General features: G+C 59.4%; 29 protein-coding genes and 1 pseudogene. 9 read left to right on the top strand and 21 right to left on the bottom strand.

Features of this window, described 5'->3' with window-relative positions:
* Positions 1-7: 7 nt before the first annotated feature.
* From JWS10_RS11250 to JWS10_RS11240, 3 genes are all read right to left on the bottom strand, one after another.
* Positions 8-1,774 carry a tetratricopeptide repeat protein gene (locus JWS10_RS11250; RefSeq protein ID WP_299507388.1) on the bottom strand — a complete coding sequence of 589 codons (1,767 nt, stop codon included), beginning with the start codon at positions 1,772-1,774 and terminating at the stop codon, positions 8-10.
* A 127-nt stretch (positions 1,775-1,901) separates the two neighbouring features.
* On the bottom strand, positions 1,902-2,306 hold the full coding sequence (locus JWS10_RS11245; RefSeq protein WP_299507386.1) for a hypothetical protein: 405 nt from the start codon (positions 2,304-2,306) through the stop codon (positions 1,902-1,904).
* Between the two features lie 30 nt (positions 2,307-2,336).
* Positions 2,337-3,989 (bottom strand): electron transfer flavoprotein-ubiquinone oxidoreductase, encoded by a 1,653-nt coding sequence (locus JWS10_RS11240; RefSeq protein WP_299507384.1) that lies wholly within the window; start codon positions 3,987-3,989, stop codon positions 2,337-2,339.
* A 272-nt stretch (positions 3,990-4,261) separates the two neighbouring features.
* On the opposite strand from JWS10_RS11240, the gene greA reads away from it, so the two are divergent.
* Both greA and JWS10_RS11230 read left to right on the top strand, forming a co-directional pair.
* Positions 4,262-4,732 carry a transcription elongation factor GreA gene (greA, locus tag JWS10_RS11235; RefSeq protein WP_299507382.1) on the top strand — a complete coding sequence of 157 codons (471 nt, stop codon included), beginning with the start codon at positions 4,262-4,264 and terminating at the stop codon, positions 4,730-4,732.
* Positions 4,733-4,753: 21 nt separating this feature from the next.
* Positions 4,754-5,761: a hypothetical protein gene (locus tag JWS10_RS11230; protein WP_299478680.1), complete on the top strand. Its 1,008-nt coding sequence runs from the start codon at positions 4,754-4,756 to the stop codon at positions 5,759-5,761.
* Between the two features lie 304 nt (positions 5,762-6,065).
* On the opposite strand, the gene JWS10_RS11225 is transcribed toward JWS10_RS11230, so the two are convergent.
* The 4 genes from JWS10_RS11225 to mobA are packed head-to-tail and all read right to left on the bottom strand — an operon-like array spanning position 6,066 to position 8,575.
* Positions 6,066-6,650: an N-acetyltransferase gene (locus tag JWS10_RS11225; protein ID WP_299507380.1), complete on the bottom strand. Its 585-nt coding sequence runs from the start codon at positions 6,648-6,650 to the stop codon at positions 6,066-6,068.
* On the bottom strand, positions 6,647-7,504 hold the full coding sequence (locus JWS10_RS11220) for a molybdopterin guanine dinucleotide synthesis (protein ID WP_299507379.1): 858 nt from the start codon (positions 7,502-7,504) through the stop codon (positions 6,647-6,649). The genes JWS10_RS11225 and JWS10_RS11220 overlap by 4 nt, the downstream gene beginning before the upstream one ends.
* Positions 7,491-7,991, bottom strand: a complete 501-nt coding sequence (mobB, locus tag JWS10_RS11215) for a molybdopterin-guanine dinucleotide biosynthesis protein B (protein WP_299507378.1) — start codon at positions 7,989-7,991, stop codon at positions 7,491-7,493. The genes JWS10_RS11220 and mobB overlap by 14 nt, the downstream gene beginning before the upstream one ends.
* On the bottom strand, positions 7,988-8,575 hold the full coding sequence (gene mobA, locus JWS10_RS11210; protein WP_299507376.1) for a molybdenum cofactor guanylyltransferase MobA: 588 nt from the start codon (positions 8,573-8,575) through the stop codon (positions 7,988-7,990). Before mobA ends, mobB begins: the two co-directional genes overlap by 4 nt.
* An 81-nt stretch (positions 8,576-8,656) precedes the next feature.
* Between mobA and JWS10_RS11205 the strand changes: the two genes are divergently transcribed.
* Both JWS10_RS11205 and JWS10_RS11200 read left to right on the top strand, forming a co-directional pair.
* The gene (locus JWS10_RS11205) at positions 8,657-9,361 is read left to right on the top strand and encodes an AzlC family ABC transporter permease (RefSeq protein ID WP_299507374.1); all 705 of its coding nucleotides are present in this window, start codon (positions 8,657-8,659) and stop codon (positions 9,359-9,361) included.
* Complete coding sequence (locus JWS10_RS11200; protein WP_299507371.1) at positions 9,358-9,681, top strand: AzlD domain-containing protein; 324 nt, start codon at positions 9,358-9,360, stop codon at positions 9,679-9,681. The genes JWS10_RS11205 and JWS10_RS11200 overlap by 4 nt, the downstream gene beginning before the upstream one ends.
* Before the next feature lie 42 nt (positions 9,682-9,723).
* Here the strand turns inward: JWS10_RS11200 and JWS10_RS11195 are convergent, their stop codons facing one another.
* The 5 genes from JWS10_RS11195 to JWS10_RS11175 form a co-directional block, all read right to left on the bottom strand.
* Positions 9,724-10,338: a hypothetical protein gene (locus JWS10_RS11195; RefSeq protein WP_299478660.1), complete on the bottom strand. Its 615-nt coding sequence runs from the start codon at positions 10,336-10,338 to the stop codon at positions 9,724-9,726.
* Positions 10,339-10,448: 110 nt separating this feature from the next.
* Positions 10,449-10,583 (bottom strand): aa3-type cytochrome c oxidase subunit IV, encoded by a 135-nt coding sequence (locus tag JWS10_RS11190; RefSeq protein WP_299507369.1) that lies wholly within the window; start codon positions 10,581-10,583, stop codon positions 10,449-10,451.
* Positions 10,584-10,677: 94 nt separating this feature from the next.
* Complete coding sequence (locus tag JWS10_RS11185; RefSeq protein WP_299478654.1) at positions 10,678-11,163, bottom strand: DUF6173 family protein; 486 nt, start codon at positions 11,161-11,163, stop codon at positions 10,678-10,680.
* A gap of 9 nt (positions 11,164-11,172) precedes the next feature.
* Entirely contained in the window at positions 11,173-12,201 is a 1,029-nt protein-coding gene (locus JWS10_RS11180; protein ID WP_299507367.1) for an MBL fold metallo-hydrolase, read from the bottom strand.
* Positions 12,198-13,892 carry an acyl-CoA dehydrogenase gene (locus JWS10_RS11175; protein ID WP_299507365.1) on the bottom strand — a complete coding sequence of 565 codons (1,695 nt, stop codon included), beginning with the start codon at positions 13,890-13,892 and terminating at the stop codon, positions 12,198-12,200. Before JWS10_RS11175 ends, JWS10_RS11180 begins: the two co-directional genes overlap by 4 nt.
* Before the next feature lie 151 nt (positions 13,893-14,043).
* On the opposite strand from JWS10_RS11175, the gene JWS10_RS11170 reads away from it, so the two are divergent.
* Positions 14,044-15,006, top strand: coding sequence for an L-threonylcarbamoyladenylate synthase (locus tag JWS10_RS11170; protein WP_299507362.1), 963 nt, complete (start codon positions 14,044-14,046; stop codon positions 15,004-15,006).
* A 102-nt stretch (positions 15,007-15,108) separates the two neighbouring features.
* Here JWS10_RS11170 and JWS10_RS11165 read toward each other — a convergent pair whose 3' ends face one another.
* The 3 genes from JWS10_RS11165 to JWS10_RS11155 form a co-directional block, all read right to left on the bottom strand.
* Positions 15,109-15,789 carry a fumarylacetoacetate hydrolase family protein gene (locus JWS10_RS11165; RefSeq protein WP_299507360.1) on the bottom strand — a complete coding sequence of 227 codons (681 nt, stop codon included), beginning with the start codon at positions 15,787-15,789 and terminating at the stop codon, positions 15,109-15,111.
* Positions 15,790-17,367, bottom strand: coding sequence for a serine hydrolase (locus tag JWS10_RS11160; protein ID WP_299507358.1), 1,578 nt, complete (start codon positions 17,365-17,367; stop codon positions 15,790-15,792).
* Positions 17,368-17,518: 151 nt separating this feature from the next.
* Complete coding sequence (locus JWS10_RS11155) at positions 17,519-18,226, bottom strand: HAD family hydrolase (protein ID WP_299507356.1); 708 nt, start codon at positions 18,224-18,226, stop codon at positions 17,519-17,521.
* Positions 18,227-18,391: 165 nt separating this feature from the next.
* Here JWS10_RS11155 and clpS point away from each other — a divergent pair, with 165 nt between their 5' ends.
* Both clpS and JWS10_RS11145 read left to right on the top strand, forming a co-directional pair.
* A complete protein-coding gene (clpS, locus tag JWS10_RS11150) occupies positions 18,392-18,712 on the top strand; it encodes an ATP-dependent Clp protease adapter ClpS (protein WP_299507427.1) in 321 nt (106 codons plus the stop codon).
* Positions 18,713-18,739: 27 nt separating this feature from the next.
* On the top strand, positions 18,740-19,708 hold the full coding sequence (locus JWS10_RS11145; RefSeq protein WP_299507354.1) for a methyltransferase: 969 nt from the start codon (positions 18,740-18,742) through the stop codon (positions 19,706-19,708).
* A 3-nt stretch (positions 19,709-19,711) separates the two neighbouring features.
* On the opposite strand, the gene JWS10_RS11140 is transcribed toward JWS10_RS11145, so the two are convergent.
* Positions 19,712-20,140, bottom strand: coding sequence for a hypothetical protein (locus tag JWS10_RS11140; RefSeq protein WP_299507352.1), 429 nt, complete (start codon positions 20,138-20,140; stop codon positions 19,712-19,714).
* 101 nt (positions 20,141-20,241) lie between these two features.
* Here JWS10_RS11140 and hemF point away from each other — a divergent pair, with 101 nt between their 5' ends.
* Positions 20,242-21,111, top strand: a complete 870-nt coding sequence (gene hemF / locus JWS10_RS11135) for an oxygen-dependent coproporphyrinogen oxidase (RefSeq protein ID WP_299507350.1) — start codon at positions 20,242-20,244, stop codon at positions 21,109-21,111.
* On the opposite strand, the gene JWS10_RS11130 is transcribed toward hemF, so the two are convergent.
* The 3 genes from JWS10_RS11130 to hemE all read right to left on the bottom strand — a co-directional run bounded on the left by JWS10_RS11130 (position 21,108) and on the right by hemE (position 24,384).
* Positions 21,108-22,001 carry a DMT family transporter gene (locus JWS10_RS11130; RefSeq protein WP_299478629.1) on the bottom strand — a complete coding sequence of 298 codons (894 nt, stop codon included), beginning with the start codon at positions 21,999-22,001 and terminating at the stop codon, positions 21,108-21,110. The two genes, hemF and JWS10_RS11130, sit on opposite strands and share 4 nt — an antisense overlap.
* A 63-nt stretch (positions 22,002-22,064) precedes the next feature.
* On the bottom strand, positions 22,065-23,276 hold the full coding sequence (locus JWS10_RS11125; protein WP_299507348.1) for a PLP-dependent aminotransferase family protein: 1,212 nt from the start codon (positions 23,274-23,276) through the stop codon (positions 22,065-22,067).
* An 82-nt stretch (positions 23,277-23,358) separates the two neighbouring features.
* Positions 23,359-24,384 carry a uroporphyrinogen decarboxylase gene (hemE, locus tag JWS10_RS11120; RefSeq protein WP_299507345.1) on the bottom strand — a complete coding sequence of 342 codons (1,026 nt, stop codon included), beginning with the start codon at positions 24,382-24,384 and terminating at the stop codon, positions 23,359-23,361.
* 108 nt (positions 24,385-24,492) lie between these two features.
* Between hemE and JWS10_RS11115 the strand changes: the two are divergent.
* Positions 24,493-24,609: pseudogene (locus tag JWS10_RS11115) on the top strand (hydroxymethylbilane synthase); the annotation flags it as partial.
* 11 nt (positions 24,610-24,620) lie between these two features.
* Here JWS10_RS11115 and JWS10_RS11110 read toward each other — a convergent pair.
* Both JWS10_RS11110 and JWS10_RS11105 read right to left on the bottom strand, forming a co-directional pair.
* The gene (locus JWS10_RS11110) at positions 24,621-25,820 is read right to left on the bottom strand and encodes an MFS transporter (protein WP_299507342.1); all 1,200 of its coding nucleotides are present in this window, start codon (positions 25,818-25,820) and stop codon (positions 24,621-24,623) included.
* A 187-nt stretch (positions 25,821-26,007) separates the two neighbouring features.
* Entirely contained in the window at positions 26,008-26,130 is a 123-nt protein-coding gene (locus tag JWS10_RS11105) for a hypothetical protein (RefSeq protein WP_299507340.1), read from the bottom strand.
* Between the last annotated feature and the right edge of the window lie 12 nt (positions 26,131-26,142).

The raw sequence follows: 26,142 nt of genomic DNA, 5'->3' as shown, positions 1-26,142 counted from the left end.
CGCAATCTCAAGGCGTTGCTGCGGCGGCCTCAAGCGGCTTCAAGGGCGGTGCACCTTCGGCAGCTAGAACCGCGTCCAGCCCTTTTTCCAGCTTCAACCGCAACCGCGCGGCTAACTTTTCATCCGGGCCATAAGACAGCGCCCGACGCCACTGATATTCGGCCTCGCGCTTGCGCCCCACCGCCCAATACACGTCACCAAGGTGATCAGTCACCGTCGGATCAACGGCCATCCGCAGCGAGGCGCGCTCGATCGCTGGCAACGCTTCTTTATAACGCCCAAGGCGATAATAGGCCCAGCCGAGGCTATCGAGAATTGCGCCGTTGTCGGGGCGCATAATCACCGCGCGCTTGATCAGGCCCAAAGCTTCATCCAGCTTGCGACCGTGATCAACAAGGCTGTAGCCGAGGTAATTCAGCAATTCCGGCTCGTTCGGGCTTAGCGCCATCGCACGTCGGAAATCGGCTTCGGCATCATCGTATTTGCCCATTTGATCCGAGGTCACTCCCCGGCTGTAGAATAGCACCCAATGCTCCGGCCCCGGTGTGGGCACCATTTTGAGCGCAGCATCGTATGCCTTCCACGCGTCCTCAAACCGACCCTCCCGCCGCATCGCATCGGCCAGCGCCATTTGCACCCTCAGCACGTCGCCATGCGTGCGCACCAATGCCTGCAGAATCTCTAAAGCGGCCTCTTTGCGTCCTGCCGCGAAAGTCGCATTGGCGCGACCGATTTCGGCGATATGGAAATTGGGGTCAGTTGGCGCGACCAAGGCGTAGGCTTCTGTCGCCAGCGCGTGCTGGCCAAGTTGCTCTAGCAGGCCCGCCACCAGCAGTTCGGCTTCGGTGTTATCGGGCCGCAAATATGCCGCCGACCGTGCATGCAGCAGGGTATATGATGCCTCAGCTTCACCGTTCACCGCCGTCGCCATGCTGTAGAAAACTTCACCAATACCTTCGGTCGCATTGCGCGCGATCGTATAGGGCACCGGCTCTCCGGCAGCCAAACGACGGCGCAGATCATCAACCTCGGGGTCATTTCCGGGAGCAAAGTTGCGGTCGATCATCTCAACGGCGTCAGGGTTGCGCTCCAACTGGCTTAGGATTTCAACCGAGGCGATCACGCCGCGCCGATTGATCGCAAACACGCCTGAAACCTTGCCCGACATGATCTTGTCAGCGCCCTCGTAATCACCAGCAGAAGCCAAAGCGAGCGCCTTGTGATACAGCCCAAACGACTCCAGTCCCTTGGTTTTTGCGATCTTGTCAAAGTCTTCGATGGCTTCCGACATGCGGCCAAGCCCCAGCTTCGCCCAAGCTTTCACCAGATTATCCAACACCGAGCCTGCCGAACTGCCTCCGGCCTGCAGCTTCAAAATCGCCGCAAAATCCTGCTGCTTGGCATCATCCGCGATCAAAGCCACTGTGCCGATCTGGCTTTTGGCACCGGTTTTTGCCAACGCCCGTGCCAGCCTTGCGGCTTCCTCCATATGCCCCACGCCAATGTTGGCCATGGTCGCACCTTCCAGCAACGCCGCGTTGTTGGCATCGCCCGCCAACGCGCGACCGTACCAATCCGCCGCCGCCGCGTAATCAGATTCCGACGCCGCGACACCAGCGGCGAGATAAGCCCCGGCCTCACTGACCGAAGATTGCTCTGCCGAAGTGGCCGGTGCATCCGCTTTGGGCACAGTCTCGGCCATACCTGCAAAGGGAAGCATCAAAACGACGCTGGCGAGCAGCAGTTGCGTGCGATTAGGCTTGTGGAAAGGCATCCGTGGCGGCTCCTGTAAGCATTGCCGCAAAGCTAGAGCCGCGCGGCCCAATACGCAATGCGGGCCAAGGCATCAAACCCCGGCCCGCGCATCTTCGCTGATTTGCGCAGCAATGTCAGATCACGTGTTAGAGGGGTCGCCATGCACCCCAGAGCGCGATCAGTAGTAAAATGGAGCCGACGATAAGCGGCAACACCAAAAAGTATAGCGACCCTCTATCTACCAACCGATGTTCTGGATACGCGACCTGCCATTTTCCACTCTCCGCCGCGCTCAGCAGATCGGCCAAGCTAACCGGAACAATGGCAAGTCGTTTACCATCCGTCCCGATAGCCCACGAAGTCGAAATTGATCCCTGTGGATCATTGCCGTCATAGTGCAGATAATCCCGGAACTCGGCGAAGTCTATGCCGTAGGATTTGACCAGCGCCTCGATAAACTCATCTGCGTCATCTCCGGCCAATTTCCCCGCGCCAAATACGTCGGCCCGGTCAACCTGCTCCGCCCGCCGCCCGCTATAGTCGGCCGCCAATCGCAAGATGTCCTGTTCGCGCTTCGTTCGTCACATATTCGGATAGTTCGGCCCGCCGCCACCCATCGGCGTGGTCCAGACGATGTTCATCGACGGATCTTTGATGTCGCAGGTCTTGCAATGCACGCAGTTCTGGAAGTTGATCTGGAAACGCGGCTCTTTTCCGGCCTCTGCGATCACCTCATAAACCCCCGCCGGGCAATAGCGCTGCGCCGGTTCCGCATACAGCGGCAGATTGACCGAGATCGGGATCGACGCGTCGCGCAGCTTCAAATGCGACGGCTGGTTTTCGTCATGGTTGGTCGCCGAGAACGCCACATTGGTCAGTCGATCAAACGACAACACCCCATCCGGCTTCGGATAATCAATCGGCGCGTAATCCTTGGCGAGCCCCGTCGATTCCGCATCATTCTTGCCATGCTTCATCGTGCCCAAAATCGTCAGCCCAAACGTGTTCGCCCACATATCCGCGCCACCGAGCAGCAGCGACGCCACCAGCCCATATTTCGACCACAGCGGCTTGACGTTGCGCACTTTGCGCAAATCCGCGGCAATCGGCCCGCCACGCACATCGGCTTCATAAGCCGCCAGTTCATCGCCCGCACGGCCCGCGCCAATCGCGGCAAACGCAGCCTCCGCCGCCGCAATCCCCGACAACATCGCGTTGTGATTGCCCTTGATCCGCGGCAAATTGACCAGCCCTGCCGAGCATCCCAGCAGCGCCACACCCGGAGCCACCATCTTCGGAATCGACTGCAAGCCACCCTCCGAGATCGCCCGCGCGCCGTAAGCCACCCGCTTACCACCCTTCAACAACTCCGCCACCATCGGGTGATGCTTGAAGCGTTGAAACTCCATATACGGATACAGATGTGGGTTTTTGTAATTCAGGTGAACCACGAAACCGACATAAACCTGATTGTTCTCAGCATGATAGATAAAGCTGCCGCCGCCCGCGTTCGACCCCAGCGGCCAACCCATCGTATGCGTGACGGTGCCCGGCTTGTGCTTGGCCGGATCAATCGCCCAGATTTCTTTCATGCCAAGGCCGTATTTCTGCGGCTCGTAACCCTTCGACAAATCATACTTCGCGATGACCTGTTTCGCCAAAGACCCGCGTACGCCTTCCGACAGGAACACATACTTCCCCGCCAGAATCATCCCCGGCTCATAGTTTGGCCCCGGCGTGCCATCAGCCAGCTTGCCGAACTCTCCTGCCACCACGCCGCGCACTTCGCCCGCGTCGCCATAAACCAGTTCGGAACATGACATGCCGGGGAAAATCTCGACCCCCAGACCTTCGGCCTGTTCCGCCATCCAACGGCAAACATTCGCCATGGACACGATGTAATTGCCATGGTTGTTCATCAACTTCGGCATCGGCCAGTTCGGAATCCGCGCCTGCCCGGCTGGCCCAAGGACGTAAAAATTATCCTCGACCACTGGGACTGTGATCGGCGCACCCTTGGCTTTCCAATCCGGGATCAGTCTGTCCAGCCCCACCGGGTCCAACACGGCACCCGACAGAATATGCGCGCCAACTTCCGAGCCTTTTTCCAGCACAACCACCGTGAGGTTGCTGTCCAACTGCTTCAGCCGGATCGCCGCAGACAGCCCCGCAGGCCCCGCGCCCACGATGACCACATCATAATCCATCTGCTCGCGCACGATTTCCTGCGACATTTCTCTCTCCGACTTGGCAAAATGCTGATGCGTCATTGCCCGAAGCCAAAGGCAGGGTCAACCTTGACGCAACATCCCAACCCTACTTCGCAGACCTTGCGCAACATTCTTTGCCCAGTGCGACTGATTTTCCGCCTGACGCGACCGGGTCGCCGCCGATTGCCGCCATACCCCCTTGCAATCACAGGCCCGGTCGGTTCAGGTATGGGCCAGAGTGGCGCAAGGTCATGGCTCATATGGGCTGTGACCTTGTTATTTACGTGAAGAGACCAATGGAAAAAATCCCGATGACCCGGCGCGGATTTACCGCACTGGACGAAGAATTGAAGCAGTTGAAATCGGTGGAACGTCCCGCCGTGATCCGCGCCATTTCTGAGGCGCGTGAGCATGGCGATCTGTCCGAAAACGCCGAGTATCACGCCGCCCGTGAGAAGCAGAGCTTCATCGAAGGCCGGGTAAAAGAGCTAGAGGCGCTGATTTCGCTGGCCGAAGTGATTGACGTCGCCAAGTTGACCGGTGCCATCAAATTTGGCGCTACGGTGGTCTTGGTGGATGAAGAATCCAACGAGGAAAAAACCTATCAGATCGTCGGCGAGTCCGAGGCGGATATAGAGCGCAACCTGCTCAACATTCGCTCGCCTTTGGCCCGCGCGCTGATTGGCAAAGAGGAAGGCGACTCGGTAGAGGTGAAAACCCCGGGTGGCACGCGCGGCTACGAAATCCTCTCGATCCGTTACATCTGACCCCGCTTTAGGGACAAAGACATGGCCGAATCCAACGAAACACCCCGTAATCTGGGGTCGCGTATGCGCGACGTCGCCGAACACTCGGTGTCGCCGACCGAATGGGTCGCGGCGGTGATGAGTCTGCTTTGGGTGGTCGCCGTGGGCGGTTACTTTCTGACCGGTCCGCTAGACGCGGGTATTCTAGGCTATGTGCTGACATTGCTCGCGGTGTTTTTGCCACTGGCTCTGATCTGGGCCGTGGTGACGACGTTGCGTTCGGTGCAAAGCCTGCGCGCCGAATCGACTAGACTGCATGCCACGGTAGAAGCGATGCGCGCCGCCTACATGTCCAATCAGCAGGGCGGTATGCGGCCTTCGGTGGAACGCAAACTCGACGAAATCGCGGCCGCCGCGAAACACACCGAGACCGCGCTGGCGAGTTTCAACTCCCGCCGCGACACGGGGTTAACTGTGCCGTCAGCAGACCGCAAAACCGCATTGGTCGCGCCGCAACCGCAACCCGAGGCGGAACAGCCCGGTCTGGCTTTGGGCACGCCGTCCGACACCATGCGCACACCGCTATCGGTAGAGGATTTCACCCGCGCCGTGCAATTCCCCGAAAGCCCGGACGATAAAGAAGGTTTCCGCGCTTTGCGTCTGGCGCTGGAAGATCGCAACGTCGCCAAACTGATCCGCGCCGCGCAAGACGTGCTGACCTTGCTCAGCCAAGAGGGCATTTTCATGGATGACCTCAAACCCGACCGCGCACGTCCCGAGTTGTGGCGCAAATTTGCGGGTGGCGAGCGTGGTCGTGGCATCGCAGCCTTGGGCGGCGTCCGCGACCGCTCGTCACTGGCGCTGACCGCAGGCCGGATGCGCGAAGACCCCGTTTTCCGCGACGCCGCCCACCATTTCCTGCGCACCTTCGACCGCGTATTTTCCGAGTTCGAAAAAGTCGCCAGCGATCAAGACCTAGCCGACCTAGCCGACACCCGCACCGCCCGCGCCTTCATGTTATTCGGCCGGGTAACGGGGACGTTTGACTAAAACCGGTTGCCGCCTCGGCAGGCATCGAGCCCGCCTCAGCGGCGCTGCCGGGCGATGATTGGACGCGCTGTTTTACTTGGGATCGTTGGCCTGTCCGCCCTTCGTGGTGCGAACGCAGTTCCCACCAACAACGTCTCGGGTCAACCTCTGTGCTGAAATATCCCCCCGGAGGGTCCACATCTACAATGGAAAATGTCTTCGTAAAAAATGCAGCTCCCGCTCAAAGGTTAACAAACCCATAATTTACCCTGTAACCCATTGATCTATATCAGCCGTAACCTGTCCACACGTGGACACTCAAAATCTAAACAGATTTCACCATAGTAATCGCCGCCCGAAATCCAAACGCATACCTCAGCAAACCAAGCTGCTGGGTCTTTTCCACTCGATAGCCCAGCCGCTGATAAAGCGCCCTCGCTCGCCAGTTGCTATCAATCACCTCCAGCCGCACCGCCGCATAGCCGTGCTGCCGGGCCTGAGCCTCCATCCGCGCCAGCAACGCCGAACCGATCCCCAAGCCCCGCACCGAGGCACCGACACAGATGCCGTCGAGCAGCAGCCGATCTTCGTCGGCAGCATCGCTGAGCATCCACAACAGCGGCAACCGCCACGCCGCACCCAAGCTGCCATAAACCGCACGAATGTCGGCAACCTCCCCGCCCGCAAAACTACCCGCCGAAGTTTTAAACCCCGCCATGCCCAGCAAACCGCCCTCTTCATCGAGCGCCACAATCGCGTGCTGAAGCCGCAGTACCCGGAACAGGAACTGCAGCGCTTTCGGCTCCGGCCCCATCACCCTGCCCAACTTGCCGCCAAACGCCTGCCAGTAAAGCCGCACCGCCTCGCCGCGCAAAGCTTCGGGCAATCCAAGCTGGTAAGTGATCTTCATGCCAGCGCCGCCAGCAGCGTGGCCACGTGGCCCGCCCCCAATATCCAACCTTCTTCGATGTCTGCGGGCGCATCCAACAACGGCTCGAGCCGATCTTGCTGCGACAGGACGAACAACGCCCGGGCCAGCAATCGAACCTGCAACTCATCCTTGATCACAGCAGCATCGGCACGCACGGCCGCGTTGATCAGCGAAGGGTAAACCTCGGCCAGCACGACCTGCGCGAGGGGATCAAACGGCCAAACCGCAACGCCGGGTTTGCTCGAAAGCCGCTGGATCATCGGCTGGCCCATCAAGCCTTGCCCGCCCGCAGCGCCCGTCGTGTAAAGCTTCCACACCGGCTGCGCGCGCGGAACAACGTGCTCAACGGCGCGACGCTCCGCAAGCTTGAGCGATCGGTAATCAATCGCTTTCGTTGCGGGCAAATCCGGTAAGTTCAGCGTGGCCGGGCGGCCCCAGAACGGCCCGGATGTTAGGCCGTTGCTGAAGCGACGGTTAATCTGCGCGGCGACCTGAAAGCGATTGTTGCAGTTTTGAGCGCTGTCCTCGATATGCTCGGCCAGCCACGCCCAAACCGCCCGGGCCGTAGCGGTTGCGGTGAGGCGGCTTGCGAAACCCGCCGGATAGCCCATCGGGAAATCAAAGCCGATCAGCAGTTGCTCGCGGCTGGCCAATGCCCGTTCGATAGCCTGAACCAACACCGCCTCGGCGCAGGCTCGGGTGCGATAATAGCCGGTGCTGGCGCCGTTTTGCCCAATCTCACCAAGCCAGATTGCGTCGGCCGAGGGGCGGGCGGGCGACTGCGCCGAGGCAGCGGACCAGTCGGCGATGATGACGCGGTCAAATTTTGCCAAGTCCAACCTCTGCCAGAATGAAATCTGCGATCAGCGCAGTGTTGTTCAGATCCAGCACTGGCACTCGCAATGTTCCAAGCGCCGCATCAGTAGCCACCGCGCGCACCAAAGGGTCGCTGGGTTGGATAAGATCGTGGCCCGCCTCCACACGAAAAACCTCTATCTTGGCGTGGGCGTCGCGCTTGTATCCCTCGACCAAAATCAGATCGACCGGGGCCATCCGCGACAACACTGCCGCCAAATCAGGCTCCGCCCCACGATGTTCGCGCATGATCGCGAAACGCTTGGCCGAGGCCAAAACCACCTCGGACGCACCCGCCGCGCGGTGGCGGTGGCTGTCTTTGCCGGGTTGGTCGAGATCGACATCATGGTGCACATGCTTGACAGTTGAGACGGTAAATCCGCGCCGGGTGATTTCGGCGACCAAACGCTCCATCAGACTGGTTTTGCCCGCGTTCTTCCAGCCGATCACGCCGTAGACTCTCATCGCGCGGCCTCAATCAGTGCCTGGGCTGCGGCGAGGTCGTCGCGCGTGTTCAGGTTGTAAAACGCCGCCTCATCTGGGAATTGCGCGCGGGCAGCTTGATGGGCTTCGGCAAAAGCGAGCACGCGCGGTTTGGTGCCTGAGGCGAGAAACGCGGTAAGCGGATCGGCGAGGGCCACAGGCCAGATCGCACAGGCGGGATGATCTTTGGCAGATGATGCAATGGCCAAACCCTCAGGCGCGTTCTCAGCCGCAAGGCAAAGTTGCGGCACCAGATCGCCGGGCGCAAACGGCGTGTCCACGGCAAGCGTCACCACGGCGGTAGCGCCCAAAGGTGCCGCCCATCGCAGCGCCGCAAGCACGCCTGACAATGGACCACGCGGCGTTTCATCAGACAAAATCGGCAGACCATATGCGGCAAACCGCGACAGATCACCGTTCGCCGACACCGCCAGCCGTTCCACCTGAGGCTCCAATCGGGCGATGGAGCGCGACAGCAGCGTTTGCCCCGCCAAGCGGATCAGCGCCTTGTCCGACCCCATCCGACGGCTTTCGCCACCTGCCAGAATGACTCCGAAAATCCGCACTTTACCCCCTTCAATTCTGCTGCGCAGAGGACTAAGCCGTTCTGCATCCGGCGTAAAGCCGCACCAAGCTGTCGAGGTTTTATGTCTGCGTCTCGGGAAAGCTATCTGCGCGGCGTGCGCGCGGCGGTGCCGTTTGCTGTGGTGATCGTGCCGTTTGGTATGCTGTTCGGTCTGCTCGCCTCAGAAGCTGGGCTGCAACTATTTGAAATTATGGCGTTTTCCTTTTCGGTGTTTGCTGGCGCGTCACAATTCGCCGCGCTGCATCTCTTGCAGGATCACGCGCCTCTGCTCGTAATTATTACCACTGCGCTGGCGGTCAACCTGCGGATGTTGATGTATTCGGTGACGCTTGCGCCGCATCTGGGTGCCTCGCCGTTGGGTATCCGGGCGGTGATGGCGTATTTTCTGGTGGACCAAAGCTTCGCGCTTTCGGTCGCCGAGTTTGAAGGTCGGCCCGATCTGACCCTGCCCGAAAAAATCGCCTATTTCTTTGGCGCGGTGACCCCCGTGGCCCCGCTGTGGTTCGGATCAACGGTAGCCGGAGCGGTGGCGGGCAGTGCGATCCCGCCCGAATACGCGCTGGATTTTGCGGTGCCGATTACGTTCTTGGCGATGACCGCTCCGATGATCCGCAGTTGGCCCCATGCAGTTGCAGCTGGTCTTTCAGTGGCACTCACGCTGGCTTTGGCGTTTTTGCCCTATGGTACCGGATTGTTGGTGGGCTCGGCCATCGGCATGGCGGCGGGCGCAGGCTTTGAATACTGGCGCGAGAAGGCCGCCCTATGATTGATCGGACACAATTCTGGATCGTGGTCGTGGTGCTAGGGGTTGCAACTTACCTCATCCGGTTTTCGTTTTTGGGCCTGCTGGGCAATCGTGCGCTGCCGGGTTGGTTGCTGCGCTGCTTGCGCTACACCGCTGTGGCCGTGTTGCCTGCGCTCGTTGCGCCTGCGGTGATGTGGCCTACCGCGACGAATGGCCAGCCGGACGCGGCGCGGTTGTTGGCCGCTGCGGTTACCGTGGTGGTAGGGTTGGTGACACGGCAAATGATGTTTGCCGCAGTTGCCGGGATTGGTACGCTGCTTGGCTTGCAGTTTCTGCTGTAAGCGGCAGACAAAAGCCGCGCTACGACGGCGCGGCTTCGGGTCTTACTGCGTAACTTCACCAACTTGCTTCATAATCACACCGTGATTGTTGTCGGCATCATCATCGGTGATCAGCTTGCGTGTCACACCGGGCAACTGCGCAAACTCTTTCATCAACTTGTTCGGATACCAGGTGTTGCCGATTGCCTCAAAGCCCGGGACGCCGTGCAGGATCGACGACACCGAATGCGCACATTGCGCGCTCGGCACCGAGCCATAAGCTTCCGCCCGCTGCTTGACCAATTCTGCGACTTCCGGCGTCACCACAACGGTTTGCTCGATCACGTTGAAAGTCTCACGCGCATGGTAGTCGATGTAAAAGCTGACCATTCGAGGCGTCACGCCATAATGCACATCGCCACGCTCGGGCAGATAAGGGTGATACCAAGTGCCCGCCGGATCAAACATCACCTGTTCCGAGGCGTTGATCAGCAGTCCCGAATGCGCGCCCGAGCCGTTGCGCGTGCTTTGCACCGTGAACAAGGTGATGGTACGCGGCGGTTCGGCCACAAAATGCGCTGAAGGAGCCGCCATTTGTGCATCGGTCGCCCATTTGTTGTCGCCCCCGCAGGCAGACAGCGCAAAAAGCGCCAGAACGGCAAAGGCTTTGAAGTTCATTTTACAATTCCGGTGCTGAAGCGATTTTGGGGTTTCCACGGGAGCCTAAGCATCGGAAAACTGCGTTATTGCGGTGGTAGGTAGTGGTTCATTGACACGAACCGCTCAAATCAGGCGTTGGCAAGTGCCATAAAAACCAAGACGGCGACAGCGATGATCGCTCCCCAGGTTGCCATGCGGATAAAGCCCGCGAAAGTTTTTTCCTGCACCCGAGTATCCATGCTGCCCGGTTTGTGTTCGGCCATTTGAGAGTCCCTTTCGACTTGGTGTTGTCTTGCCAATATCTCATTCATTCCCGGCTGTCACGGGGGCACGATCAGCCAATCTCATGACTGTGACTTACGCCGAGCCGTCGCCAGACTCGCCACCCATCCAGCCGGTTGCCAGCCGAAAGCCGATGCGAATGGGCGGCTGTTCTGGTGTCGCTTTCGGGATGGCGCGCAGCATCACCGAAAGTTGGCTAACGTGCTGAATTAGTTGAGTTTTCACCCCATCCTCATCGCGGCCATAAAACGTCAGCAAATCGGGATCGAAGAACCCCAGACCTTCTATCTTCAGGATACCAGCCTCTGACCCCGCGAAGCCCATCGCAATCTCCTGCTGGGCGTTGAGCTGGCTTTCAAAGTTGCGGATATAAAGGATGATCCGCTCATACGCCCATTCCGCCGGGCTTTTCTGAGCCACCGGGCGGTTTTTCAAAGCATCGGGTAGCGGCTGTTGCTCAGCAGTTGGCGGCGCGGTGGGATCGGCCTGAACTGCGTGCGCCCGCGGCTCGGTGGCAATTTTCGGCGGCGCAGCTTTGGCTTTTTTGTCCGATTTTGACATCTGCCCTCCTTATCCGGCCTGCCAGACCCAGGCCCCATCAGCATCAAGAAAACGCGAAACGCTGCCTCGCTTCAAGAGATAATTGAGATGCGCCAAAGCCTCAACCAAAGCCAATCCATGCTGCGAGCCGATGATCTCGCGCTTGAACAAGGGCACAAAACACTGCGCGGCGGTGTGCGGAGTTTTCAGGTGGGTAAGCAAGCGCAGCAGCGCGCTTTCATGGTTCTCGGCCATCTGGATCAACCGAAACGGCAACCCGGTGAACGGCAGTTTGTGACCCGGCAAAACGAGGTGATCAAGCCGCGCGAATGGCGCAAAACTGCGCGTGCTGTCCAGCCATTCGCCTAAGGGGTCGGCGTCAGGCTCGGTCGGGTAGACGCCGATATTTGCCGAAATACCGGGCAGAAGCTGATCGCCGCCGATAATCAGGTGGTCATCCATGCTCCACAACGTCGCATGATCCGGCGCATGGCCTTGCCCCAACCGCACCAGCCAACGCCGCCCGCCTGCGGTCAGAATATCGCCCTCGGCAATCCGGGTGAAACCCTGCGGCATCGCATCGACTACATCAGAAAAATTGAATGGACGCTCGGCGGCCTTCTGCGCCCGCATCTCGGCATCGACCCCAGCGCGTTGATAAAATAGCAGCGATTCCGCCGTGGGCACCGCCTGCTCATCCAACACCAACATCCGAGCGTAAAGCCAAGCGGTGCGCGTGGTGATCAGCTCGACCCCCTTCGCCTGAAACCAGCCCGCAAGGCCGATATGGTCGGGGTGGTGATGAGTAACAATCAACCGCCGCACCGGCTTGCCCGCCAAAGGCCCGGCGATCAGCTTATCCCAAATCGTCTTGGTCTTCCGGCTGGACATACCAGTATCCACCAGTGTCCAACCATCGCCATCGTCCAGCGCATAAACGTTGACGTGATCCAAGGCCATCGGCAGCGGCAGACGTATCCAGAGAATATTTATCGCTATTTCAATGGCTTCGCCTTCCGCAGGCGGCACATCCCACGGATGATGAATGGCATTGCTCACGCCGAAAGCGCCTCAGGCGTCAGCGCATAAAGCCCCGCCGCACCCTCACGCACCTGCGCCAGTAACGAAGCATATTCCGGCAGCAGCCGCTTAGTCGCAAACTCCGCCAACGCCAACCGCCCCGGATCGGCCAGCGCCGATTTCAAATGAAAATGCCCGCCCAATACCCGCGCAAACGCGCGCAGATACGGTGCAGCCCCGGCAAACCGATCTTGCAGCGGCATCGCGATCAAACCCTCGGTCGCCTCCCGCATCGCCTCAGCCGAGATCCACACCGCACCGGCCAGATCAGGATGCTTGCCGCGCGCCATCTCAGCCGCCGCCTGCACCTCATCGAACAATCGATACGCCGCCTCGCCATGATCCATCATCTTGCGCGCCACCAGATCCATCGCCTGAATACCATTGGTGCCTTCGTATATCGCCGTCACCCGCACATCACGCGAAAACTGCGCCGCACCGGTTTCCTCGATAAATCCCATGCCGCCATGCACTTGCACGCCCAAATGCGCCACCTCGCACCCCGTATCGGTGCCATAAGCCTTGGCAATCGGCGTCAGCAAAGCCGCACGCGCCTGCCACTCCGCCGAGCCGGTAGCCCGCGCCATATCAATCGCCACTGCACAAGCCAGCCCAATCGCCCGCGCGCTGAACACCTCCGCCTTCATCTCTGCCAACATCCGGCGCACATCCGCGTGGTCAATGATCGCACCCGATCCCAGCGGAGTTCTCCCCTGCTTGCGGTCCATCGCATAGCTCAACGCCTGCTGAAACGCTGCTTCGGCCACCGCCACACCCTGCATCCCGACGCCCAGCCGCGCGTTGTTCATCATGGTGAACATCGCGGCCATGCCCTTATGCGGCTCGCCGATCAGCCAACCCTGCGCCGCATCATACTGCATCACGGCGGTCGGCGATCCATGCAGGCCCAACTTATGCTCCAAACTCACCACATGCAGAGTATTGCGCGCGCCGGGGTTGCCATCCGCATCCGGGATCATCTTTGGCACCATAAACAGACTGATACCCTTGGTGCCCTCCGGCCCATCCGGCAAACGCGCCAGCACCAGATGGCAGACATTGCCCGAGAAATCGTTATCGCCCCATGAGATGAAAATCTTCTGCCCGGTGATGGCATAAGTCCCATCGCCCAAAGCCTCGGCCTTCGTCCGCACCGCCCCGACGTCAGAACCCGCTTGCGACTCCGTCAGGTTCATCGTGCCGCACCATTCGCCTGACACCAGCTTCGGAATATACATCGATTTCAACGCGTCAGACGCATGATGCTCCAACGCTTCGATCTGCCCTTGCGTCATCAGCGGGTTCAACTGCAACGCAAGACACGCCGAGCCCATCATATCGTTGACGCAAGTGGTCACCGAAATCGGCAAGCCCATGCCGCCAAATTCCGGCGATGCGCTCATGCCGACCCAACCACCCGTCGCAATCGCGCGATAGCCTTCCGCAAAACCCGGCGAGGTCCGCACCACGCCATTTTCCAGCCGCGCCGGATGCTTGTCGCCCGCACGGTTCAACGGCGTCAGGGTTTCGCACAGCTTTCCCGCTTCCGAAAGGATCGCGGCAACCGTGTCAGGGCTGGCCTCGGCAAAGCGATCCGTGGCCGCGACCTCGGCAAAGCCGACCACATCCAGCAGAAAAGTGAACTCAGACAGCGGCGCGCGGTAGGGCATAGCAAACTCCGGGCAGGCGGCTTGGCAAAGGCCGGGATCGGGCGTAAACGGGCGATCTTCACATCGTAAACCCGATCTTCACATCGTTAGCCACCCTCCAATGATTAGTCTTGCCGCCCCGAGCATCAAGCCCGACGTTACGTCATAGAACATGAACAAAACTGAGACCCTTACTGCCCTGCCCGAAGGCATAGCCCGTGCCGCTCAAATCTTGGGCGCGCAGGGGCTTGTCGCGTTTCCAACCGAGACCGTTTACGGCCTAGGCGGTGACGCTCGATCCGATCTGGCGGTCGCGCGGATTTTCGACGCCAAAGCCCGGCCAAGGTTCAACCCGTTGATCGTGCATGTGCCGGATTTGGACGCGGCGCGCGCATTCGCTGTATTTGACGTGCAAGCCGAAGCGGTGGCTGCGGCGTTTTGGCCCGGTCCGCTCACGCTGGTGCTGCCGTTGCGCGTCGATGCGGGCCTGTCACCACTGGTGACGGCTGATCTGGATTCGGTGGCGATTCGTGTGCCAGCACATCCCGTAGCGCAAGCTTTGCTGCGTGCGTTCGGTGGCCCTCTCGCAGCACCCTCCGCCAATCCCTCGGGCCGGGTCTCGCCAACCCGCGCCGCGCACGTGCTAGAGGGGTTGTCCGGGCGAATCGCTGCGGTGCTCGACGGTGGCGCTTGTGCCGTGGGGGTGGAATCGACCATCCTGGGGCTGCTTGGTGCGCCTGCCTTGCTGCGTCCGGGCGGAGTTTCTCTGGAACGGCTAGAGGCTTTGCTCGGCCCGCTTGCCATGGGCGGCAATTCTGGAAAACCCAACGCTCCGGGCCAGTTGGCGTCGCACTACGCGCCCGCTGCGTCGGTGCGACTGAATGCCGAAACCGCCAATCCGGGCGAAGTGCGCTTGGGCTTTGGCGCGGGCGTGGCCGATCTGAACCTGTCACCCAGCGCCGATCTCATCGAAGCCGCCGCAAACCTGTTCCACATGCTGCGCGAGGCTGATCATTTGGCAGGGCAGGGCGGCCGTATTTCAATAGCAGCAATCCCGGAAAATGGCCTAGGCCGCGCCATCAACGACCGCCTGCGCAGGGCCGCAGCTCCACGTGGTTTAATCCACGCCGGATAACCTGCACGGAATCGCGCCACAGATTACGACGAGACACAAGATGTTGTGCAAAATACGTCTAAACTTGCCTTAAAGCGCAACGTTCTCCCAGCGGGATAAGACTTAAAGGAAGCGCACAGTCGCAGGCTCCAGCCCGTCAATCTGCACTTCGCAAACCTGCCCGCGCCCAATCGGGCCAACCCCCGCAGGCGTCCCGGTGAAGATTAGATCACCCGCCTGCAACCTAACCAACCGCGACAGATGCGAAATAATACCAGCCACCGGCCAAATCATCTCGGCCAGATCGGCGTGCTGCGTGATTTTGCCATCGACCAAACACCGAATGCGCCCCTGCGGCACACCTTGGCTGCCAGGCCGCAGCGCCCCAACGACCGCCGAATTGTCAAAACCCTTCGCCATGTCCCACGGTCTGCGCGCGGCTTTCGCCTCGGCCTGCAAATCGCGGCGGGTCAGATCGTTGCCCGCGCCATAGCCCCAGATCAACGCCAACGCCTGATCTTCCGAGACAGCGGCCCCCGAGCCACCCAAAGCCACAACCAGTTCCGCCTCGTGATGCAGATCGGCGGTGGCAGCAGGGTAGGGCACAACTGCCCCCGAATCGATCACCGCATCTGCGGGCTTGGTAAAGAAAAACGGCGGCTCGGCGTTTGGGTCATGGCCCATTTCCCGCGCATGTTCGGCATAGTTGCGCCCGACGCAGAAAATCCGCCGCACCGCAAAACGGTCGCTACGGCCCGCCACCGCCACCGAAGGCACAGCAGCAGGCCGGAGCACGAAGGCCATTTACGACCCCATCGTAAAGCAGGTCACACCACGCGCTTGCAGCCGACGACAGGCGAGATCAGCCTCTTTCTGGCTAAGCCCAAGGAAGTTCGCATCAAACCCGCCGCTCTTTTGCACAACCTTGCGCAAAGCATCGCTCAACGTAGCATTCTCGGTCAGCAGGGTTTTCATCAGCACCCGATCCGCCTCGCCATAGCTGTTAAACCGTCCGATATTGATGCCGTAGCCCTTGCCTCCCGAGGTTGAGATATTGGTCACGACTTCCTCAGCCGCAGGCTCAACTTCGGCGACGACGGTGGCATCATCATAGATCGGCGCTTTGTGCTTAGGCTTCGCCGGGGCAGAGATCAGTTGCACCGCTTGTGGATTGGCGGCTGCGGCAGAGATCGACAGTTCCGCCGGGGCTGCAAGGCCAGCCAGTTCAACCGCCTGCGCTTCAAGCGAATCCGGTGCGGGCTCTGCGGTGGCTTCGGCCAACGCGCCAGCGATGTCGTTTGCCATCGCATTCACTGCCTGATCCGCCGCGGCAAGATCAACAGGCGCTACGACTTCACGCAACGGCCGTGCCGATGGACGCGGCGAGCTTGAAACCGCCATCACCAGACGAATGGTTTTCGCCGGACCGCCGCCGCCTTCGACTTCCATCGCGTTCGGATCGTCCGCCTGCTCAGCCGCCTGCGCAATAAGCTCTTGATCGGCGTTATAAGCCGGCGCCACTGGCGGGTTCGCCACCGCGCCATGCTTGGCTTTGCGGAAGCCGAGATCAAGCAACTCCGTCATCTTGGCATTCCGCATCGGGGTCGAAGTACCGCCAAACACCGTCGCAATGATCCGCACGCCATCGCGCTCTGCTGAAGCCGTCAGGTTAAAGCCAGCCGGGCCCGTGTAGCCGGTCTTGATGCCATCCGCACCTTTGTATGCGTCAAGGAACTTGCGGTTGGTGTTGGCGACCTTTGCCATCCCCGCATCGGTACTGCGACGCGAGAAGATGTTGTAATACTGCGGATAATCGTAGAATAGATGCCGCCCCATGATCGACATATCATGCGCCGTCGAAAGGTGCCCCTTCGCAGTCAGCCCATTGGCATTCTTGAACGTCGAGTTTTTCATGCCGAGTTGCTTAGCCGTGCGCGTCATCCGAGCGCCCCATTTCTCGGGCGTACCCTCAAAATAATCGCCAATCGCCGCCGCCGCATCATTGGCAGATTTCACCGCCGCCGCCCGGATCAGGTAGCGCAGCTGGATTTTCTGCCCCGCCTTCAACCCCAACCGCGATGGCGGCTGTGCGGCTGCAGTTTTCGACACGGTGATCATGGTATCCAGCGAGACATTGCCCGCCTCAATCTCGGAGAACGTGATGTAAAGCGTCATCATCTTGGTCAACGAAGCTGGATGCAGCCGGGTGTCGGCGTTCTCGGAATACAGCGTCTCACCCGTGCGCGCGTCCATCACATACGCGGCGTAGGGCGCTGCTTTGGATTCTTGCGGGCCGGAACAGGCCGCAACGACGCTGAGTGCTGCCAATATTAGAAAATGACGGACATACTGCCCCACTTGGCATGCTGTCGATTTGCCCATTTTACTGCCTCATCTGCCCCTCATTAAACGGAGGCTTTGTTCTGCTTGCCAAAACGCTAACACAGCCTTCGATTCTGGAAAACCCCTTATCCTTAAAGGGCTTCCGGGCTTTTTAAACTGTGGTTTATATGCCGAAATATCTGCTTGCACGCTATACATTGTGTGTCTCCCGCAGAATCTCCACAAGATCGGGCAGTTCGCCAAGGTGGTTTAGGTGGTGGAACCGGTGCTCCCCCGTTGGGGCATCGGCGTGTTCCAGCGCCCAAGTCAAACCGTGCGGGATATGCACCCCATACGCTCCCGCAGCCAGCGCAGGAATCACATCCGATTTCAGCGAGTTACCGACCATCAGCGCCTGATCCGCGCCAGTGCCATGACGGGCGAAAATCGCCGAGTAGGCTTTCGCCGTCTTATCCGACACGATCTCAACCGCGTGGAACAAATCACCCAAGCCCGATTGCGCCAGCTTGCGTTCCTGATCCAGCAAATCACCCTTGGTGATAAGCACCACCCGGTGACTAGCCGCCAAGGCTTTCACCGTCGCATAGGCATGTGGCAGCAGCTCAATCGGATGCTCCAGCATTTCACGCCCCGCCGCCATGATCTCGGCAATCACCAGCGAGGGCACCCGCCCTTCAGTAATCTCAATCGCAGTTTCGATCATCGACAGCGTGAAGCCTTTGACGCCAAAGCCGTAATGTCCCAAATTGCGCCGCTCTGCTGCGATAAGCTGATCATGCAAAGCGTCGGCTTCGGCGTAGTCGGCCAGCAGATTGGTGAAGCGATCCTGCGTCAGCCGAAAGAAACTTTCGTTCTGCCAAAGCGTGTCATCCGCGTCAAAACCTATCGTTGTCAGCATTCCATCCTCCGCCGCGCATATCATTCAAGCTCAGGGTCTTTTCGCAAGGCAGAAATGCGCTATATTGGAGCAGTGCAACCGAAATTTCGAATCTGCCAAACGGAGCTTATCCGCGTGAAACTCATTGCTGGCCCGGCTACTTCTACGATGTCCACTGATCCCACGATGTCCGATGAGCCTAGTGGCCCCGGCAATGATACCTCTATTCTGACCAAAACCAAGTCGAAGACCGAGCGACCACCGCTGTATAAGGTGATGCTTCTCAACGATGATTACACGCCGATGGAATTTGTCGTGCATATTCTCGAACGATTTTTCGGCCTGAACCATGCGCAGAGTTTTGAGATTATGTTGGCGGTTCACAAAAAAGGTCTGGCAGTGGTCGGGGTGTTCTCTTACGAGATCGCCGAGACCAAAGTAGCGCAGGTAATGGATTTCGCGCGGCGTCACCAGCACCCGCTGCAATGCACGATGGAAAAAGAATAGTCTTCGTAAAATAGATAGGCGGCTTTTATGCGCTCTGCCCGGTTGGAATTGGCGCTGCAAAGCGGCGCTTTGGTGTTGCCTGCGTCGGGCGATATTATTGTGCTGCGGCCTCGCGCCGGGGATGATCTGTCTGCGCTGCCGCACGACCGGGTTGTGGTGAAAACCGGCTTCAAACCTGATCATGATTATTTTGAGGCTCAGGGCTACCGGATGGAAGGCACAGGCAGCGTTGCCATCGTCTGCGTCCCGCGTGCCAAAGCCGAAGCCCGCGCATTGATGGCCGATGCGATTAACACCCAAATCATCGTGGTCGATGGCCAAAAGACCGATGGCGTGGAGTCTTTGCTAAAAGATTGCAAAGTTTTGGGGCTAGAGGTGGGCGAGGCATTGTCGAAAGCGCATGGCAAGCTGGCCGTGGTCAAACCGAGTGCTGCTTTGGCTGAATGGGCTGCTAAGCCATTGCTGATTGAGGGCGGCTTCCAAACCTTGCCGGCAGTATTCTCAGCCGATGGCCCTGACCGGGGCTCTATACTGTTAGCCGCAGCCTTGCCTGCCAAGCTTGGCAATCGGGTCGCCGATTTTGGTGCGGGTTGGGGCTACCTGTCACGCGCAATTCTGGAGCGGGATGGCGTGAAAGAGCTCGACCTGATCGAGGCTGAAGCCGAAGCTTTAACCTGCGCCCGCGCCAACATTACCGATCCGCGCGCAAAATTTTTCTGGGCAGATGCAACCACTTACAAAACCGCGAAGCTGTGGGACACGGTGGTGATGAACCCCCCCTTTCACAACACCCGCGAAGCCGATGCAGGGCTGGGAATGGGGTTTATTCAAGCGGCGCAAAAGGGTTTAGCACCTTCCGGTAGCCTTTGGATGGTTTCCAATCGGCATCTGCCTTACGAAAAGTTGCTCGTTACACTCTTCAAGCAAGTCGAAGAAATCGGCACCGACAAAGCCTTTCGGGTAACGCGCGCGTCTTATCCCATTCGCACCCGCTGACACTTATTCCGGGTATTGCGCCCTACACTGCTTGATCGCCGGGCTCGCAGCTTTGGCCTGCGCCGCGCGTTTGGCTTTCAGACCGGCCAGCTTTGCTGCCTCTGCCCTTAGATCAATCGCCACTGGCCGTTGCTCGGTATAATCCACATCATCGAAACACATTCTGGGGCCCATGCCATGCCTGCCGTGTCTCCCGCCCTTGTCACTCCTATCGCCTCGATAGCCATCATAGCCATCATAGCCACATTGCCGCCAAGCCGTGCGCGTTAGTGTCACAGTTTCATAGCCATAGCCGCGCTCTAGATTAGCCTCAGATTTGGCGATCAAACGATCCACCACCCGCATGTCCCGCGTCGCTCCGCTTATGCAATTCTCTTGCGGCGTGCCACAGGCGGTCAAAAGAAGCAGGGCAGGAAGGATGATGCGTTTCATGGCAGACTCTCAAATGGGATGCTGACTTTACTATAAGCTTATCGGCTTGATATGCCATATCAGGGCGCAAGATGGCGGATTTCCAAGCAAAAGGCCGGGGCATGTCAGACGATTTAACAGCAGAAGACTTCACGCATAGAAAAGCGCAAGCGGCCAAATGGTTCCGCACTTTACGCGATGAGATCGTCGCGGCCTTTGAGGATATCGAAAACCGCCGAGGCAATGGCACCCGGTTTGAAGTGACACCCACCTCCCGAGCCGATGGCGGCGGTGGCTTGATGACAGTGTTGCGTGGCGGTGCGGTGTTTGAAAAGGTTGGCGTTAACGTCTCGGAAGTCCACGGTGTGCTTGGCACTCGGGCGCAAAATGCGATGGCCGCGCGTGGTGTGCCGGGAATGGACAGCGATCCACGGTTTTGGGCCAGCGGCATCAGCCTTGTTGCCCATATGACCAACCCGCATTGCCCCGCCGTACATATGAACACACGGATGTTCTGGACGCCACATGCGTGCTGGTTTGGTGGCGGCTCCGATCTCAATCCATGCTTGGAATACCCCGAGGATACCGCGCATTTTCACGCCGCAATGCAATCTGCCTGCGACGCACATAGTCCCGACTACTATGCGAAATTCAAGGCTTGGGCGGACGAATACTTCTACATCCCGCACCGCAACCGCGCCCGTGGTGTCGGTGGGATTTTCTACGATGATCTGAATACCGGCGACTGGGCCGCCGATTTCGCGCTGACACAAGACGTCGGCCGCGCCTTCCTGCCAGCCTTCATGCCGATCACCGAACGTCGCATCGACACCTCATGGTCAGAGGCGGACCGCGAGGCTCAACTGATCCATCGTGGTCTCTACGCCGAATACAACTTGGTCTATGATCGCGGCACCAAGTTCGGCCTCGAATCCGGTCATGACGCCAATGCAGTGCTGATGAGCCTGCCGCCGATTGCGAAATGGACCTAAGCCTGCAGCCGTAACAGCAGCCCAACGCCCAGCACAATCACCGACATGCCGATGATCTGGCGTGTGCTGACAGGTTGTTTAAAGGCGTAGCGTGAAACGGCAGTGGCGAAAATCACCTCAACCAGCGCCAAGGTGCGAACGTTGGCAGCTGAGGTTAACGCAAATCCAATGAACCAGAACTGCGAGGCGAATGCGCCAAGGAAGCCTGCGAACAACGAACTGCGCCAGACCGAAAATGATCCGTAAAGTGCGGCTCGGTTGAAAATACCCATCCAGATCAACAATGTCGTGGTTTGGATGGCGAGGTTTAACGCCAGCGTCGATGTTGCACGGATCAAAAACCCGCCGCTCTCCAGATGGGTGATGCCGCCGCGAAATCCGATAGCTGATGCACCAAACAATCCGCCCGCCAAAAGCCCGATCAGCACCGGGCGGCCCAATTGCCACACCGGCATACCGGGTTTGATAGACATCAGCATCACGCCCGCGCTGGCAATAATGATGGCCGCCAGCACCGGCAGGCTGATCGGATCGCGCAAGATCAGCGCCGCCGCAATCGCGACAATAACCGGCTCGGTCTTCAGCCAAGCCGTTGTCACCGCAAAGCTTTGCGACTTCATCATCACCAGCATCAAGGCGGTGGCCGCAATCTGCGCCAAAGCCCCTGCGACGGTGAAAGCCAAACTGGTCAGACCGGGCACTGGTATAGCTTCACCTGTGGCAAGCGTCACAATCACCAAGAACAGCAGCGCGAACGGCAGGCCAAATAGAAACCGCACCTGCGTTGCGCCCACGGTGCCGATTTGCCGCGTCAGGCTCGATTGCATCGCATTGCGCGCCACCTGACCCACCGAGCCAATCAGCGCCGCAAACACCCAAAGCAAGCTCATAGCCAAGAACCACTCATACCCACAAACCTTTTACGGCCAGAATTGCTGACCTCCAATGACCGCTCATGCTTGCGCGCGGATCAACCGACCGAGTCGCTTCATGCCTTCATCAATAGCCGCTTCATTCGCACAGGAAAACGACAGCCGTATGGTATTGCCGTTGCTGCCGTCCGCAAAAAACGCGCGTCCCGGCACAAACGCCACACGCTCAGTTTCCAACGACTGCGCCAACAAGTCAGCGCCATCCATCCGCTCTGGTAGCGTCATCCAAACAAACATGCCACCCTCTGGCTTGGTCCAACTGACGCCCTCTGGCATCTCCCGCGCCAGCGCCTTCAGCAGATGGTCGCGGCGCCCCTGATATATTGTGCGCAGTCTGGCCACGTGGCTGTCAAATTGCGTGCTTGCAACATGATGCGTGACGATCTGATTGGTCGTAGCCGAATGCAAATCAGCCGCCTGCTTCATCAGGACCAGCCGCGAAATCACTTCTGACGGCCCGCAAACCCAGCCCACCCGCAAACCGGGAGCCAGTGATTTGGAGAAACTGCCACAGTAAAGCGTGCGACACTCCTCAATCGAACCTTTGCGGGCGATCTCCAGCGCCAAAATCGGCGGAATAGCCTCACCGTCAAAGCGCAGCGTTTGATACGCGGCATCCTCGACCACGGCGATGTCCATCTCATCGGCCAGATCAATCACAGCTTCGCGGGCGGAACGCAGCATGGTTTCGCCAGTCGGATTGGCGAAATCTACCGACAAATAGGCGAACTTGACCCGACCACCCGCAGCCTCTGCCTTCATCACAAAGTCAGCAGCACGGCGGTTGGTGTTGGCGTCCAGACGATCATAAGTCGGCTCATAAGCGTTAAACGCCCCCAATGCGCCAAGATAAGTCGGCCAACCCACCAGCACGGTATCATTCGGCGAGATCATCAATTTCGCTAGATAATCAAGCGCTTGCTGCGAACCAGAGGTGATCAGCACGTTATCTGCCGTGCAAGGCACCCCGATTTTGCCCATCTCTGCCACGATCCAATCTCGCAGCGGCTTGTAGCCCTCAGATACCGAATATTGCAGCGCAGCTCCGGCTTTCGGCCCACTCAAAGCCGCCGAAAACGCATCGCGAAACGCTTCGGTCGGAAACAAAGCCGGGTCAGGAATGCCGCCTGCGAAAGAGATAATGTCGGGCTGATCCAGCAGCTTCAAAAGCTCACGAATTTCCGAGGCTTTCATCCTCGCATTGCGCGTCGCCAGAACACTATTCCACTCCACACCAGTCCTCCCGATCAGTTGGCCGGACTTTTGCCGCGGAGGACGGTTAAGTCAATGTCCGTGACCTAAAATGTGATCGGCGTCAGCCCCGCACTGTTTCCACCATCAGCGCGACATTGTCCGGATTTGCATCCGATGTGATCCCATGGCCGAGATTGAAAATATGGGGCCCGGCCATGAAAGCATCCACCACCCGCCGGGTCGCATCCACCAACGCTTGCCCGCCCGTCACCATATGCGTCGGCGACAGGTTGCCCTGCACGCAGCCACCCGTTTGCACATGCGCCGCTGCCCATTCCGGGCTGACCGAGTTATCAATCGCCACGCAATCCGCCCCCGTCGCCGCCGCAAAGCCGATATATCCCGCCCCAGCTTCTCGCGGAAACGCGATCACCGGCAGCCCGGGATGCTTGGCCTTCAACGCCGAGATAATGCGGGCAGTCGGTTTCACCGCGAAATCGGTAAAATCTTCGCCTTTCAGCGACCCGGCCCAGCTGTCAAACAGCTTCACCACTTCCGCCCCCGCCTGCACCTGAGCCGACAGATAGTCGATGGTGGCCTCGGTAATCACCTCAATCAACGCCGAAAATGTCGCGCGGTCGGCGGCCTTCAACGCATGGGCAGCCCCCTGATCCTTGCTGCCTCGACCTGCGATCATATAGGTCGCCACCGTCCACGGTGCGCCCGCAAAGCCGATCAAAGTCGTTTCCGCTGGCAATTCCCGCGCCAGAATCCGCACGGTTTCATAGATCGGCGCAAGCGTGTCGTGGATCGCCTCGCGCGGTTTCAACGCCTGCACACCCGCCATCGTGGTGATCGTGGAAAGCCTTGGCCCCTCGCCAGTCTCGAACCAAAGATCCGCCCCTAACGCCTGCGGCAGCAACAAAATATCGGCAAACAAAATGGCCGCATCAAAGCCATAACGGCGGATCGGCTGTAATGTCACTTCGGCCGCAAGCTCCGGATTATAGCACAGCGACAGAAAGTCTCCCGCCTGCGCCCGCGTCGCGCGATATTCGGGTAGATAGCGCCCCGCCTGACGCATCATCCAGATCGGCGGGGTCGGCAACGTCTCGCCCGCAAGGGCGCGCAGCATCAGTTTGGTCATAGGGGCCTCCGTTAGCGCCCCTGCGTCCATCACCTGTGACCGCGTGTCAAGCGCGGCCTCGCAGGCATTGGTTGAAAGGCGTAAGTGTCGCGGGTGAGGTCTCCGTCAACGGGCCTACAACTTGGCGTCGAACGGGCATTTATGACCTGTTTGGACGGATCGTGTGAAACGCCGATTGCTGGCCTCGCTGTGCTGCAAGGTAATCAGCTTTGGCTGCGCGGTGAGACCACCACCGTTTAAGTCGGCCGCGCTTGCTTGCGGTCGACCCAAAGCAGTCCCGCTGCCCCCAGCAACGCCAGCGCAGTGCCGATGATCGCCACGGTTTCATAGCCGCCCACAGCAGTGCCAATCGCAAATGCCGCCGCTGCCAACATATCCGACACCAGCTTTTGCAGCGCCAACATCGCCCCCGCCGTGCCGGGACGGCTGTGCATCAGATCCTGATAATAGCTGATCGGCAGACTGATGATTGCCGTGCCGCCGATACCCGCAATAAGCGGCATCACCCAGATCCAAGCACTGTCGGACAAGATCGGCAACGCCAACAGATGCAGCGTATAAACCGCGGATCCCACCGCCAGCAACGTAGACCTGCGCACCCGGCTGACCAAGCGCGACAACAGCAGCAAACATGGCACTTCCCAGCCCGCAACCAGCCCGACATACAGCGCCACATCCGACGCATCCCGCACCGGTGAGTCTTCAAAGATTAGCGAAATAAGCACCATATAGAGGATGCCGCTGGCACTGATCGCCCCAAGCAACAGCAGACGCATCAGAATAGTCGGATGTGCGATTTCCTTGAACGCCTGCGCAAAGTTCAAGCCGGAACGCTGATCTGCCCAGTCCGACGCGCCATCTTTCGGCCAACTGGAATAGATCAGCAGCACCAATCCAAAACTCGCCAGCCCCGCGCTGAGATAGATCGCCATCACGTCGATATCGGCGGCAAAACCAAAGGTCCAGAACACCAACATTGCCAGAAAACTCAGCGACATCGCAGACCGCAACGCCGCTTGCACCGAGTCGCGACTTTGGCCGTTTGGAGTGGCGAGCCGCGCCAGCGCGAACAACTGTCCGTACAGGCTAGACGCGACAGGCAGCAAAACGCCGTGGCACAGGATCAGGCTGATTTTTCCGGGAAAAACAATCATCATCAGCAGCCCGATCAAGCTCGCGCTTGTAGCCAGCAAAGCAATCCGCCGCCGATTACCGCGCTGATCGCCAAGGATGCCGAGTAACACCGATGCGGTCACAGCGGTGATCGAGGCCAGCACCAACACCAGCGCAAACACGGGCTTGCTTAGTCCAATCCGCTCAATCGCGATCAGGGACTGGTAGGGATAAACCGAGGCGTTATGCGCCCCCAACAGCAACAGCGCCAGAAAGATCAGGCGCAGCGCGGGCAGGCGGTAAATCAGGGTTAGGGCGGACAAGGCAGGCTTTCCGAAGATGTCGCGCTATCGCTAACGACGCCGCGCGGCGAAGTCCATATCATCTGCAACCTGAAACGGGGGTGCCGTCTTGGGCCCATCGAGAGGCCACGCAACGGCGTTGCCACGGTAAGCCGCCAGCGCCGGCAAAATTTTCAACGTCGCAGCTCCGCGCGGGTATGCGAAACTCTCAACTCATCCCCGCGATACAGCCTTCAACGACATCGCCCTTGGCGATACCGGCACTCCACAATACCAGCCTACAACAATCATCCACCGGCAGCGCCGCCGTGTGGCCCCTCGATGGGGCCATCGGTGGCTCCCT

The sequence above is a fragment of the Cypionkella sp. genome, from assembly GCF_028290025.1.
GTDB lineage: Bacteria > Pseudomonadota > Alphaproteobacteria > Rhodobacterales > Rhodobacteraceae > Cypionkella.
The sequence above is the reverse complement of the archived record's forward strand: the minus strand, read 5'-3'. Positions and strand labels throughout refer to the sequence as shown.